Below are 13075 nucleotides of genomic sequence, written 5' to 3' on the forward strand. Positions count from 1 at the left end.
AGCCTGCGCATTCACCACAACGGTAAGAGCACTGTCAGGACGCCTCGCTATACCCGCCATCGGCCAATGCTCTAACCTGTTGTGTGCCACACTGACGCAGTGGCGGCGCTCATGCCTGTGAGGATTAGTTTCGGGTTAGCTTCAGCGCCTCCCTCACCAGTCACCGGGTTAACGCGTCAGCAAGCGTTATTGGCCCATCCCGGCACACCTTTTTCATGATTAACCCTGACCAGCGTGTGAGCAGTTTGAACCTGCATCTGGCTCCCTTTCGGGACTAGGGGCAGCATCATAACTGCTGCATTGGCATAACTGGCCGCGGTCTATCCGCTTTGCTACTTCATGGTCATTCCCTCGCTATTGGCCTGAATCACAATGGTTGAGAACACTTAACGCCTCTGTGGCGCGGCTAGTTGCGCCCGTCAAATGTTCTCACCGTTGTGAAAAAGGGCGGTTAACCCGTAGGGAAAGGCCGAATTAACCGCCAAGCTCTCATCTATCGCTAAAACGATGCCCGATAGGGCAAAGATTCGACACAGCACTCCACCGTTACAACACCCAGATCACCATCACAGACAAGTTCAGCTTCGGGAAACAGGTACAGGAAGGTGAGTAAATCACGGAGGCTGGTGTTAGCCATGTTCCTAACCATCTTCATTTGCTGTTCCCGTAAGCTGCCGATGGATAGAATATAGCTACTTTAAGTAGAGAAAATCAACAACAAAAAGTAGAAAATATGAGGTGAATAGCTTTAGTTGGCTTAACTTACTGAAAAAAGGCATAAAAAAACCGGCTTTCGCCGGTGTATAGAGTCTTTAACCCTTATCCAAAATCTAGCATTTTTAGTGGCAGGCATCTGATTAACTTGCCGAAAATGAAGAGTTCAGTCATTTCATGTTCTTCAATGTAGAAAGGGGGATACTTTTCGTTGTCAGATAAAACAGCGAGTTTTCTTCCTTTAACCTTTTGAAGTCTCTTAACAAATGTCGAATCTTCAAAATTGAAAACATAAACGCCGTCACCATTGAAGTGATCGATGCCTCGGTCAACGAATAGCAAATCCCTTGGGCTGAGGGTTGGCATCATACTGTCACCATCCACATTGATTAGCTCAATACCATCCAGACTTTTCCGCCCAAATAACTCATAAACACGATCTTCAGGTATTTCGATTGAGCTGATCACCGTAGGGAAAGGGTGATTTATATAGCCATTACCAGCTGAAGCGTGCAGATCAAACTGTTTAATCCTTACAGTTCCTTTATCTGGAATATCAAGTGCTTCCATCACTCCATAGTCAAGGTATGCAGGAGATACCGACAGCTTTTCGGCAATTCTCAACATCTTCTCATCCCTCGGCTTTGCTGTGCCCAGCGTATAACGACGAGCCATCTCATAAGAGACGCCAGAAAGTTCAGAGAGTTCTTTTACCCCAAGCGAATGGCTCTGGAGCGACTTGTTAAGCCTTTCGGCAAAGTCTTTGTATTTAGATTCTTCCACCATAAGTAGAAGATTAAGCGCGCTAGGCATAGTTGTCATTTCTATTTTTAGTTGCGTATTTTTGCTACTTTAAGTAGCATCCATTTATCCCATCCATGAGGAAAAAAGAATGCAAGACCGCTTTAAGAACGTGAGCGATCAGGCTGTGAAAGCAGTTGGAAGCATGTCGGAGGTATCACGCCGATTCGGTTTCAACTCAGTGCAGTCTGTAGCGAATTGGGTGAGCAAGGACCGGGTCCCACCTGACCGTGTAATTCAGCTCTGTGAGTGGGGTGGTTGGTCTGTGACACCCCATCAATTGCGACCAGATATTTATCCAAACCCCAGCGACGGCCTGCCTGTTAAGGCAACAGGTTAAACATTACGCAGGCCAAACATAACTACCAGAAGGAAATCAACATGGTAGACATCAAAGAAACAGTTAAAGCGATGTGCAAAGCCCTGAGTGGTGGTCGATCTGCTATGGCGGGTGCACTTGGCATGACGGTGACTCAGTTCAACAACAATCTGTACGAAAAGAACGGGTGCAGGTTCTTCGAGCATCACGAGCTTGAAGCGATGGAGGACCTGTCAGGCACGAACCTCCTGGCTGAATACTTCGCAGCACGCCGTGGCGCAATGCTGGTGGAAATTCCGAAGTTTGAGGACCTGGACAGCGTTGAGCTTTTTAACAAATCGGTACGGACAGCGGCACAGCGTGGTCATGTCGATCAAATTATCGAACAGGCTGTTGAAGATGGGTTTATTGATGAAGCCGAGGCGGCGGAAATCATTATGAACCACCGCAGACATATTGCCGCGCGTGATGAGGAGGTGAGGTCAATTATTGTGGCGTTCAGCCGCAGGAAGGGTCCTAAAGGGTTGACGCCCAGGGTTGCAGCCCCAGGCGTCAGTTTTGCGAATAAACAAACCGGCATGGAGAGTTAATCGCATGGTCATTGTAAGCCAGAGAAAACCAACAAAGCAATTTCGCTGCCGTTTCGTAGCTGGTGTGCGTTTGTATGAGGAAAGAATACCCGCCGCTGGTGGAGCAAACAACTACCAGAAAGTCAGCGAAAAGGTAGTCAGGGCTGCATGGAATAATTATTACCAGCAGCACGATGGTCAGGGGGGGGGAGAAATGAATCCCGCTGATTTCATTCACAAACATATCGTTAAGGTGCTGATGGGTGAGGGCTACCCGGAGGATGTTGCCCGCCGTGGAGCCAACAAGGGCGTTGACCACTACTGCAAGTGTTCACAGGCATCGAAAAAAGGCGCGATGTTTGATGACTGCCTTCACTACGCCCGTCTTGAAGCCCGCTATCAGACCCCAAAGAACGAGCGCAAAGCCAGGCCTGCGCGCAACCCTAAATCTGCTCAGGAGAAATTATTGTGACATATCACGAAATCATTTCTCCCGGCTTACCCGGTGAAATCATCAAACCGTGGGTTGAACTCTACAGGGACGATCACGGGCACATCGTTGAAACCGTTGGTGTGGACGTAGTTAACCACCGGGTCATTTTCATGCGCAAAAGCCAGGGATACCCGCTGCCATGCGCACAGCCCCGCGAGTTATGGGGAAAGAAGTTCAGGAAGGTAACACCATGAGCGTTAAAATTTCCGCTTATATCTGGGAAGCCTGCGCAGCAGAAGGCATCAAAAAAACCAAGCTGCTGATAATGGCGCGCCTTGCTGATTTCTCTAACGACAGCGGTATCAGCTGGCCCAGCACAGGCACCATTGCTCGTCAGATTGGCGCAGGCCGCAGCACCGTTATCACTGCTATTGGCGAGCTTGAAAAGGCTGGCTGGTTAACATCCAAAGAGCGCCGCAATGGGCAGCGAAATGCAACGAACATCTACACGCTTAATGTTCGCAGGCTCAAAGCTGCCTTCGATAAATACAATGCTGACGCTCCAGATTCTGAACATTCAGATTCTGAACCTTCAGAAACCGAACGTTCAGAACCTGTACGTTCAAATTCTGTACGTTCAGAATCAGAAATTAAATCAGGTTCTCACGGTCCAGAAACTGGACCCGATCCGTTAGTAACTTCAACTACTGATCCATCAGATAAAAACCCTTCTTGTCAGGTTGCTGCGCAACCAGACGATGCCGGGTCAATTATCAAGCAATCTCGTGAGGTTTTGTGGCACCTGAACCGGGTCTGCGGTGCGAAACATACCGAGGCTAAGTCGTCGATGGGACATATCAAATCCCGCATTACTGAAGGTTTCACTGCCGAAGAGTTGCGCCTGGTCGTGGATTACAAGCATGTTCACTGGTCGGGTATCACTGAGTACCAGTACATGCGTCCAAAAACGCTGTTCATCCCTGGCAACCTTCCCGGCTATCTCCAGTCAGCCATCAAGTGGGACAAAGCCGGTCGGCCACCCCGCTCCGAATGGAACAACATCAAAAAATCCATGCAACGCGACGTCAACCAAACCGCGAGTGTTGATTACCCACATCCTGATGGTTTCCGGGGGGAATGATGAACACTGAAACTTTGATTCTTACTCACCTGATGGCGTTTCCCGGACAGGCACCGGAGCAGATTGCTGAAGCAATTGATCGCAGTATCAAAACTGTCTACAGCGTCTTACCGGAAATGATTCTGAACGGTGAAATCTGGCGGGACCATTATTACCGGTATTTCTCATCTGAGCCTGAAGGAGAGGTGGACACCAAATTCTCCAGGCTGAGCCACAAAGCGTATGAGTTACAGGATCGGAACAACTGGAACCGCGCAGCCCGAGTATGGCTTGAAGCAATGCACAGTACCAGCAAAGAGGGGTTACGAGAAAAGGCTTACAACCTTCGAAAAAAGTGCATCACCCGCGCCAACGCACTTCGGCCCCTGCCAGAACCTGATTTCCCTTTGAAGTCGAGGAAGCGCCGATGAAAGCAGCCCTACAGCGCCACTACCGGCGCAACGAAGATTTCTACCGTGGAACCCGCTTTGCGGTCCTGATGATAACCGTTCTGATTTTCGCCCTGGCATGGGAGCTGACACACAAATGAGTAATTTACTTCAGGTTTATAAAAACAAAGACGACAACGAAACAAACATCACTGTCCGCAAAACTTACCTGCTGGGCGTGGACGAACTCTACATTGAGCCGGGTTACAACGTTCGCGATATTAACCAGGAGCAGGTTGAAGCGTTACGCGATGCGTTTATCGCTGGTGAGTATGTCCCGCCTGTTGCCGTTCAGGTGACAAATGAGGGCGTGAAGATAATCGACGGTCATCACCGCTGGCATGGCGCGAAGCTGGCACAGGCAGCGGGTCATGACATCCGACTGGAGTGCAAAGACTTTGTAGGCAGTGAAGCCGACCGCATCGCCTTCATGGTCACAAGCAGCCAGGGCAGGGCACTGGAACCGCTGGAACGTGCCGCCGCGTACCAGCGCATGATCAATCAGGGGTGGGAACCGGCAGAAATTGCGAAGAAGGTAAAGCGCTCATTGGCAGATGTTGATCATCATCTCCAGTTACTGACGATGGGTGACGGCCTGAAGGAGATGGTCAAAACCGGCGAAGTTGCCGCGACGACCGCTGTAGCAATGGTCCGGGAGCATGGAACCAAAGCCGAGACGGTAGCCAAAACCCAACTGGAGAAAGCCAAAGCCAGCGGGAAGAAGAAACTGACCCGTTCCGCAGCTATGCCGCAATTCAGCGCCACCCGCGCCCGTCGCCTAGTTGAGCTTATGAGCAAAGCTGACTTTTCCAGCGATGCGTTTGGCGATGGTCATTGGTATGGCTTCGATGATGAAACCATTGATGAGGTGCAAAACATCCTCACTGAATACCGCGCGGCAACTGAGCTTAACGGGGAGGCTGCGTAATGCCTTACCAACTCAACTACGCCGATCCTCCGTGGCCCTACAACAACAGCATCAGCAATGGTGCTGCCACTGATCACTATCAGACCATGTCTATGGCTGACCTTAAGCGCCTGCCCGTGTGGGGGCTGGGGGCTGAAAACTCAGTTCTGGCTATGTGGTACACCGGCACCCACAACCAGGAAGCGCGAGACTTGGCTGAATCATGGGGATATCGCGTCCGAACCATGAAGGGGTTCACCTGGGTGAAGCTGAATCAACTGGCCGAGAAACGCTTTAACCGTGCGCTGGTGGATCAGACCATTCACGACTTTACCGACCTTCTGGACATGCTCAACGCAGAAACCCGCATGAACGGTGGCAACCATACCCGCAGTAACACCGAGGACGTTCTGATTGCCACACGCGGTACTGGCCTGCCACGCGCCAGCGCATCGGTTAAGCAGGTTGTGTATTCATGCCTGGGCGAACATAGCGCGAAGCCGTGGGAAGTGCGCAACCGCCTGGAGCAACTTTATGGTGACGTGTCACGCATTGAATTATTCGCGCGTACCGCCGCCGAGGGCTGGCATTGCTGGGGCAATCAGTGTGACAGCAATGTACAACTGGTCATAGGAAGCGCTAACTATACGGAATAATAGATAACTACAAAAGCCGCCTCCCGTGATTATTGCTTCACGGGAGAAGACTATTGTCAACCCGCCAACTTTGACAGTACACAATCAGTAATGATTATTTAATATTGGGATATGAAATGTTGTAGATTAGACGCAACTTCATGTCTCAGAGAGAACTTTTGGAATTATCGGTTTACGAATTAACTCAAGGTGGAGTGATTTTATGGGCATGTCAGAGGAAAAGTACAATACGATGCGTCGCATGAAAAACGGTGCAGAATACAATTTGCGTGGCGATAAAGTTGTAGGAGTAGAAGTAAGAAAAGGCCCCAGATACGATAAACGGAAAGTAGTTAATTGTCGTAGCCTGCCACCACTAATTCGTGAAGGTTTGATTGATTTTGAACGTTACCCCAGTGACATGTCACGCTATTACAGAGTTCGACTTACCGATGAAGGAGAAAAAGTCCTGGAGTATGGAGTGTGAAGTTACGTATATATGATTAAGTTGTTTTAGATGATTGTAACTTGAGAAAAATCAAATAGTTGTCAATTAGCGCCTTCAGGCGCTTTTTCTGTTCTATCAATTCGTATAGTAAATGTTCTCTCCAGATATTCAGGAAAACATGTAGTAGTTTGTCAGGTTGTGCAATTGGCGCAACTGGGGATGTTATTAATTTTCATAGGCGCTATGATGGATTTGCTGGCGGGCGTTTGCAGATTCCCCCGGCAAAGGTTGGTCCCGTTCAATTGCAGTTGATGGGGCGGGACCGGATAACAACGAAAAGGCATGGAGTAGTTAGCATGAATCAACTTTTAGTGATTGATGGTGTTTCTGTTCGTCAGGATAACGAAGGCCGCTATTGCCTTAATGATTTGCATAAGGCTGCTGGTGGTGAACGTCGAAATGATCCGCACGACTGGATGCGTCTGAAGCAAACTAAAGACCTTGTTGAATTATTGAGCGATACGGGAATCCCCGTAACGGTCATCAAGGGAGGAAAAAACCAGGGTACTTTCGTTAGCAAGGAGTTGGTGTATTCCTTCGCTATGTGGATCAGCCCTGAATTTAGTTTGAAAGTCATCCGCACTTATGATGCTATAGCGAACCAGCAAAAACCGGTCTCAATGCCTGATGAAGTTCAGGCCAGCATTCTCCTCCTTGAGTCAGCTTCAAAGCTGCTGAATTTCTCCAACTCATCAAAACTCGGCGCTTATCAGAAGATTCAACAGTATTACGGTATCCCTAATATGATGCCGGTATATGCCATTGACGCTCCAGCCGATGCAGCAAATGGATCAAGCCGCGCAAGTTTCTCACTAACCTCATCACTGAAAACTCATGGCATTAAGTTAACGGCAAGCCAGGCATACAAACTGCTGGAAAAGGTCGGTGTTGTTGAGCAAAAGGTAAGGGTTAGCCGATCAGCGCCTGGTGGCGTTAAAAACTTCTGGTCACTCACTGCCAAAGGGTGCATGTACGGGAAAAACGTAACCAGCCCGGCGAATCCCCGCGAAACTCAGCCACACTTTTTCGAGTCGCGTTTCCCGGAGCTTCTTCGCCTGCTTGAAACCGTGCATTGAGGTGTAAATGCGAGCATTGCTTACGCCTGAAGTAGCCCCACGCACGGGAATTGTACTTCTAAAGCCGGGGAGTGATCTGCTCCCCTTGTTCCGTGGCCGTGTTCTGATATGCACGCCACCGGGAGAGCTGGCAAGCCTGCCATCAGGCTTAATCAATGACAGCAGCCAGCCATTACTGGACGAAAAAATACTGGCAGGATTCTTTAATGATGACCGGGTAATCAAAGCCGCTGGTGGATGGGAAGCCCATGATGCATGGGTGCAAAAAATTAACGCCTGCCAGCTTCAGAAAAAGGATTCATATCATCATCCGCATTACACTACCTTGCGGACCGAATTGGGCACGGTTTGCCTGTGCTATCACGATGATAACTACTGCCGTGCGAATGGGTTGCCTGTGCAACTGGAAGCGGTTGCATCAGGGAACATGGCGCGATGGGTCATTGAATCCGCCTGCATTCAGATGGGTTTAGGCTCTGACCATCGGATGACATTACCAGAGCTGTGCTTGTGGGCCTGTCTCAATGACGTGACGGACCTGATACCTGAAGCACCAGTGCGCCGTGTGCTGCGAATGCCAGCAGAGACAAAGGCTACCGGCCCACTGAAGGAATCGCATATCCAGCCTGAGCGCGCAGCGCGGGAAGTGATACAGGAAGCGGCTGAGGTAGTTAAGGCGGTCATCAGCCTGGCTATCGATCCTGAGTCGCCGGAATCATTCATGAAGCGGCCAAAGCGCCGCCGACTGGTGAGCGAGAATTACACGCGGTGGGTCAAAGCGCAGACATGCACCTGCTGCAATAACCCAGCAGATGACCCGCACCACATCATCGGACACGGACAGGGAGGAATGGGAACCAAGGCGCACGATTTGTTTGTGATACCGCTTTGCAGGGCGCATCACGACGAACTCCACCGCAACCCTAGTGAATTCGAAAACAAATACGGGAGCCAGACAGAACTGCTGTTGAGATTCCTGGATCACGTCATAAGCATTGGCGTAATCGGGATAGCAAAAAAATAAACCGGCATGGAGAAATAACGATGCGTGACATTCAATTAGTTCTTGAGCGCTGGGGCGCATGGGTAGCAAGCAATAAGGAAGATGTTACCTGGTCATCAATTGCCGCTGGCTTTAAAGGGCTAATCCCTTCGAAAGTGAAATCCCGTCCTTCCTGTTGCGAAGATGACGCGATGGTTATTTCAAGCTGCATTGCAAAGCTGAATAAAAACAATTCGGACCTGCATGATCTGCTTTTCGATTACTACGTTTTCGGCCTTACCTTTATGACACTGGCGAGCAAACATAAATGTTCTGACGGTCATATCGGTAAGAAATTGCAGAAAGCAGAAGGTGTAATCGAAGGGATGTTGATGATGCTTGATATTACGCTGGAAATGGATCGCTACGTGCGGCGAGAACAATTCAGCGATATCGCCTGAAAAGTATTTACGTACGTAAAAAAACAGATAATCTGATAAGAGTGGTTACTTCGCATTACTGCTTATCATCGAAACCTCGCCAACTGGCGGGGTTTTTTGTTTTATCGGAGCAGTTCTTTTTCCAGCCGTTTCATTTTCTTCAGTACCTCATCCGGGTTGTTGACGATGAATGATGACACGAAACAGACATTTTCAGGTGGCTGCACATCGTGCCAGTGGCTGGTTTTCGCAATGCTGTGTGCTTCAACGTATTGATCATATGCACGGGAAAGCGCCTTCCTTTTTCTCGCTCCAGCAAATGAATACAGACTATAAATCTCATCTTCGCGAATGGTCTGAAACGGGTATGAATCATTTCTGATTGCAGACATTTCAATGAGCAATTTATTGAGAAGCGGTGATGCAGCTGCACGGTAAGCTCTCCTGCTTCCACTCAAATGACTAAGAATAGTTGGCAGAAAAATAGCGAGTACCGGTATGGCTATGCCGATCAGAATGCTTTTGAAATCCATGAGGTAGTATCCATGTCAGATATTATTAACGAGCTTATCCCGTACATTTCTCTTTCGCTGTCTTGCTTCGCAATTGGATATAACATCGGATTTGTGCGCGGCAGGGATTGAGCATCAAGATAGATGTTTCACCTAGGATCATGGAATCCTGATATTTAGACAGTAAAAAAAACAGATATGCAAACTTAGCTGAGATGAATTAGTGCTTGTCTGAAAAGCTTGAGAGGGTGGATCGTCACCACCAGTTTGCACCAGATAATCCCTGCGGCTGACGAGCCAGGTAACTATCGCCGATGTGCGTCAGGGTTTTATTTATCATTGCGCTTTGATAATTTGTGCTTAATGCGGTGAATCCCACTATGCGTAGGGGCGAATAGTCTCTCAAAGATGTTGTGGTGGTCCATGTATCGCGAGCCTTCTGACTAAAGGCCCACCGGGAGGCACCCGGCACCGCAGAAATTCTAATGCCGTAGCGAATCCCCCTGAGCGGCGGGGCAGAACAATCCTCAAAGCACACATGCGGGCCAATGTTGATTGTGCAAAGGCCTACCGGGAGGCACCCGACGCTACGGCACCAGATGTCCTTATTTCTGCTATGATTATGATGCGGTGAATCCCCCTATGCGGTGGGGCGTATCGGTGAAGTAATAACCTGTGAAGCGCGCCTCAGCGATGCCGTGGCTGGGTCACCGGGAGGCACCCGGCACCGCAGTATAATCATCTTCAATTGTACGAAATCAACACCAATGCGGTGGTCAATAATCAAAGCCCATCATCGACATTGTTGGATCAATGCTCAATTAAAATTACTTCTGAAATTAAAATAATTTTAATAAAAGTTTTGGGTTGCTTATGTTATTTATGCGGTGAATCCCCCTGTGCGGCGGGGCAAAGCCAAAGTTTCTGACGTGTCATGCGAGCCAGGAGTCTGGCTTATCCTGCTCTCCGGGAGGCACCCGGCACCGCAGCGGTATCTACTGTGAGATGAAAAAAATCCCGCACACCGCAGAGGTTAGAAAATGTGCGGGTGAATGAACAACATCACTCGGGAAATCCATCGGCATAATTGCACGAAATCGATTAGGTGGCTAATTGTTTTCGATCTTATCATTAACATTCATTTCACATACATCAAGGCTCGCTTCGGCGGGCCTTTTCTTTTGCGCTCCGTCACTGCTGAATTACATACCTGTACCGAAGGGACGATGCGCACTTTTCTTCAGACCACAGATAGCGCCGACCGTAATCACGGAGGTGAGAGACCATGAAAATGCATAGCATCCACACCTGGGCAGAATTCTGGGAATTACTTCGATCGTGGTGGGCCGGTGACGTCCCAGCTGGTGGTGTAGCAATGGCGATCGTTATTACGGTCCTGCGTGTGGCTTACACAGGCGGCGGCTGGAAAAAAATGTTACTTGAAGCTCCATTATGTGGGCTGGTGACACTGTCAGTTTATTCCTCACTTAACTATTTTGGCCTGCCCACGGAATTGGCTGTTGGGATAGGCGGTAGCATTGGCCTGATTGGTGTTGAGCAAATCCGCAATCTGGCTATCCGAGTTATCAACTTCCGCTTTGGTGGCGGCAACCCACAGGCGTAATCCATGAATCAGACACAATTTCAGCAGGCGGCTGGTATCAGCGCCGGGTTAGCTGCGCGCTGGTTTCCGCATATTGATGCGGCCATGAAGGAATTTAGCATCACCGCACCGATTGACCAGGCAATGTTTATTGCTCAGGCCGGACATGAAAGCGTCAGTTTCAACAGGCTGGTTGAGAGCTTCAATTACAGCGTTGCAGGGCTGGCTGATTTCGTTCGTGCCGGAAGATTGACGCAGGATCAGGCTAACTCGTTAGGTCGCCGCCCGAATGAGTCATCGCTACCACTGATTCGCCAGCGAGCAATCGCCAACCTGGTATACAGCAAACGGATGGGAAATAACGCGGCAGGTGATGGCTGGTTCTATCGCGGTCGCGGCCTGATCCAGATAACCGGTCTGACTAACTACCGCAATTGCGGCAACGGCCTGAAGGTTGATCTGGTGGCAAAGCCAGAGTTACTGGTGGATGACGCTTACGCTGCACGAAGCGCCGCATGGTTCTATTTCACTAACGGCTGTCTCAGGTATCCTGGCGATCTCAGCCGCGTTACGCAGATTATCAATGGTGGACTTAATGGCCTTGATGATCGTCGCGCCCGATTTACTAAATCCTATTCTGTTCTGGTGGTGTGACATGCGCTTAGTCGAAGACTGGAAACGCTGCTGGCGATGGTTCTCTGTCCACAGCCTGGTACTTGCTGGTGCAATACCGCCAACGTGGGCATCACTCTCTGATGACCTGAAATCACATATTCCGGCTGAATACATGGGAACGGTCACGGCTGTGGTCGCCCTGTGTGGGGTCATTGGTCGCCTCGTAGACCAGAGAAAGCGGCCATGACAGCAGAGATTAAGGCGGGGATCGTCATCGTTCTTCTAATCATGCTGTTTAGCCTGATTGGTGCCGGTGGCTATTTCGGCTATCGGTACAAAAGCAACAGTGTCCGGGCTGATACTGCCGAGCAGAATCTTAATCTGGCGAAAGACACGATTAACGATATGCAGGTACGGCAACGTGATGTAGCGGCGCTGGATAGTAAATACACGAAGGAGTTATCTGATGCTCAGGCAACTATCGATCAGCTGCGTGCTGATGTTGATTCTGGCAAGCGTCGGTTGCAGCTCAGCGCGACCTGTCCAACAAGCAACGCCACCGGCCCCACCAGCGTGGATGATGCAGCCAGCCCCCGACTTACTGACTCCGCTCAACGGGATTATTTCACCCTCAGAAGCCGAATCGAAACAGCCGGAAAGCAAATAGCTGGTCTTCAGCAGTACATCAGAGAGCAATGTCTTAACTAAGGAAAAATGAAATGACCTTTTATGAAAGTGTAGCGCTGTGGTTCTCCTTCTTCGTATCCGTGCTTTACCTGATCGCTGGTGGTTGGGTGAAGATTCGTAATTACATTAAAGCCAAAGGGCAGGCTAAAGCCGATGCAATTGAGCTGGAAGTACAGACACGCCTGAAGGCTGCACAGGCAGCAACAGCAGATGCCCCGTCAGCAACAGCTACATCCGTAGCTGGCTCAGTTAATAACTTTCAAGCTACAGCATAGTTAATCATCTGAATCGATTGTATATTTCAGTAGCAACTTTTATCAAAGCATCATGTTGAGTTGTGAATTACACTCATTTGGTTACAGCTATGAGGTAATTGAAATGAAAAGTAATGAATCAGCTTACATTGATGACACAGGTGAACTGGCCGTTATTGATATTTTTGACTCAGTCAGACACGTTCCGCTTCCGGAAGTTGATACACCTGAACAACTGATTCAGCAACTCCAGCTGTTGACCTCGCAAAGTAGTTTCAGTCATAAAGCACTGGATATGGCTTTTGAGGTAATGGCTGAAAAAATCGGCCTTGGTGCCGGTTGCTGATTCGGTGGGTGAGTTTAATAAGTTTTCATCACAAGGCGCATTTGCGAGTGCGCCTGATGATGATTTACTGCTCATATGTAAATTAACGAATGGATGTTCATCAAT

At 49.2% G+C, this 13075-nt stretch carries 21 protein-coding genes; 19 read left to right on the forward strand and 2 right to left on the reverse strand.

Features of this window, described 5'->3' with window-relative positions; all coding sequences use genetic code 11:
* Positions 1-819: 819 nt before the first annotated feature.
* Positions 820-1536: a LexA family transcriptional regulator gene (locus tag AC6I8X_RS23470; protein ID WP_497841585.1), complete on the reverse strand. Its 717-nt coding sequence runs from the start codon at positions 1534-1536 to the stop codon at positions 820-822.
* Between the two features lie 70 nt (positions 1537-1606).
* On the opposite strand from AC6I8X_RS23470, the gene AC6I8X_RS23475 reads away from it, so the two are divergent.
* The 13 genes from AC6I8X_RS23475 (at position 1607) to AC6I8X_RS23535 (ending at position 8974) form a co-directional block, all read left to right on the forward strand.
* Positions 1607-1855 carry a transcriptional regulator gene (locus tag AC6I8X_RS23475; RefSeq protein WP_497841586.1) on the forward strand — a complete coding sequence of 83 codons (249 nt, stop codon included), beginning with the start codon at positions 1607-1609 and terminating at the stop codon, positions 1853-1855.
* A gap of 41 nt (positions 1856-1896) precedes the next feature.
* Positions 1897-2424, forward strand: a complete 528-nt coding sequence (locus AC6I8X_RS23480) for a YmfL family putative regulatory protein (RefSeq protein WP_497841587.1) — start codon at positions 1897-1899, stop codon at positions 2422-2424.
* A 4-nt stretch (positions 2425-2428) separates the two neighbouring features.
* Positions 2429-2875: a hypothetical protein gene (locus AC6I8X_RS23485; RefSeq protein ID WP_497841588.1), complete on the forward strand. Its 447-nt coding sequence runs from the start codon at positions 2429-2431 to the stop codon at positions 2873-2875.
* Positions 2872-3090, forward strand: coding sequence for a DUF4222 domain-containing protein (locus tag AC6I8X_RS23490; RefSeq protein WP_497841589.1), 219 nt, complete (start codon positions 2872-2874; stop codon positions 3088-3090). The genes AC6I8X_RS23485 and AC6I8X_RS23490 overlap by 4 nt, the downstream gene beginning before the upstream one ends.
* A complete protein-coding gene (locus AC6I8X_RS23495) occupies positions 3087-3977 on the forward strand; it encodes a conserved phage C-terminal domain-containing protein (RefSeq protein WP_497841590.1) in 891 nt (296 codons plus the stop codon). The genes AC6I8X_RS23490 and AC6I8X_RS23495 overlap by 4 nt, the downstream gene beginning before the upstream one ends.
* Positions 3974-4387: a MarR family transcriptional regulator gene (locus AC6I8X_RS23500; RefSeq protein WP_497841591.1), complete on the forward strand. Its 414-nt coding sequence runs from the start codon at positions 3974-3976 to the stop codon at positions 4385-4387. Before AC6I8X_RS23495 ends, AC6I8X_RS23500 begins: the two co-directional genes overlap by 4 nt.
* Positions 4384-4506: a hypothetical protein gene (locus tag AC6I8X_RS23505; protein ID WP_497841592.1), complete on the forward strand. Its 123-nt coding sequence runs from the start codon at positions 4384-4386 to the stop codon at positions 4504-4506. Before AC6I8X_RS23500 ends, AC6I8X_RS23505 begins: the two co-directional genes overlap by 4 nt.
* Complete coding sequence (locus AC6I8X_RS23510) at positions 4503-5333, forward strand: ParB/RepB/Spo0J family partition protein (RefSeq protein WP_299454354.1); 831 nt, start codon at positions 4503-4505, stop codon at positions 5331-5333. Before AC6I8X_RS23505 ends, AC6I8X_RS23510 begins: the two co-directional genes overlap by 4 nt.
* A complete protein-coding gene (locus AC6I8X_RS23515; RefSeq protein ID WP_299454351.1) occupies positions 5333-5968 on the forward strand; it encodes an MT-A70 family methyltransferase in 636 nt (211 codons plus the stop codon). Before AC6I8X_RS23510 ends, AC6I8X_RS23515 begins: the two co-directional genes overlap by 1 nt.
* Positions 5969-6170: 202 nt before the next feature.
* Entirely contained in the window at positions 6171-6434 is a 264-nt protein-coding gene (locus AC6I8X_RS23520; RefSeq protein ID WP_299454348.1) for a hypothetical protein, read from the forward strand.
* Between the two features lie 317 nt (positions 6435-6751).
* On the forward strand, positions 6752-7531 hold the full coding sequence (locus tag AC6I8X_RS23525) for a KilA-N domain-containing protein (protein ID WP_299454346.1): 780 nt from the start codon (positions 6752-6754) through the stop codon (positions 7529-7531).
* A 7-nt stretch (positions 7532-7538) separates the two neighbouring features.
* Entirely contained in the window at positions 7539-8555 is a 1017-nt protein-coding gene (locus AC6I8X_RS23530; protein ID WP_497841593.1) for a DUF968 domain-containing protein, read from the forward strand.
* Positions 8556-8575: 20 nt separating this feature from the next.
* Positions 8576-8974 (forward strand): antiterminator Q family protein, encoded by a 399-nt coding sequence (locus AC6I8X_RS23535; protein ID WP_497841594.1) that lies wholly within the window; start codon positions 8576-8578, stop codon positions 8972-8974.
* A gap of 101 nt (positions 8975-9075) precedes the next feature.
* Here the strand turns inward: AC6I8X_RS23535 and AC6I8X_RS23540 are convergent, their stop codons facing one another.
* Positions 9076-9486: a hypothetical protein gene (locus AC6I8X_RS23540; RefSeq protein WP_497841595.1), complete on the reverse strand. Its 411-nt coding sequence runs from the start codon at positions 9484-9486 to the stop codon at positions 9076-9078.
* Between the two features lie 1264 nt (positions 9487-10750).
* Between AC6I8X_RS23540 and AC6I8X_RS23545 the strand changes: the two genes are divergently transcribed.
* From AC6I8X_RS23545 to AC6I8X_RS23570, 6 genes are all read left to right on the forward strand, one after another.
* Positions 10751-11089 (forward strand): phage holin, lambda family, encoded by a 339-nt coding sequence (locus AC6I8X_RS23545; protein WP_299454335.1) that lies wholly within the window; start codon positions 10751-10753, stop codon positions 11087-11089.
* A gap of 3 nt (positions 11090-11092) precedes the next feature.
* Entirely contained in the window at positions 11093-11722 is a 630-nt protein-coding gene (locus AC6I8X_RS23550; protein WP_299454332.1) for a glycoside hydrolase family 19 protein, read from the forward strand.
* A 1-nt stretch (position 11723) separates the two neighbouring features.
* Positions 11724-11930: a DUF7940 domain-containing protein gene (locus AC6I8X_RS23555; RefSeq protein WP_497841596.1), complete on the forward strand. Its 207-nt coding sequence runs from the start codon at positions 11724-11726 to the stop codon at positions 11928-11930.
* Positions 11927-12391 (forward strand): lysis system i-spanin subunit Rz, encoded by a 465-nt coding sequence (locus AC6I8X_RS23560; protein WP_299454329.1) that lies wholly within the window; start codon positions 11927-11929, stop codon positions 12389-12391. Before AC6I8X_RS23555 ends, AC6I8X_RS23560 begins: the two co-directional genes overlap by 4 nt.
* Before the next feature lie 11 nt (positions 12392-12402).
* Entirely contained in the window at positions 12403-12645 is a 243-nt protein-coding gene (locus tag AC6I8X_RS23565; RefSeq protein ID WP_497841597.1) for a DUF1378 family protein, read from the forward strand.
* Positions 12646-12748: 103 nt separating this feature from the next.
* Positions 12749-12970, forward strand: coding sequence for a hypothetical protein (locus AC6I8X_RS23570; RefSeq protein ID WP_299454323.1), 222 nt, complete (start codon positions 12749-12751; stop codon positions 12968-12970).
* Positions 12971-13075 lie beyond the last annotated feature (105 nt).

It is taken from the genome of Pantoea sp. X-Soil-TKNS-1280, from assembly GCF_059730475.1.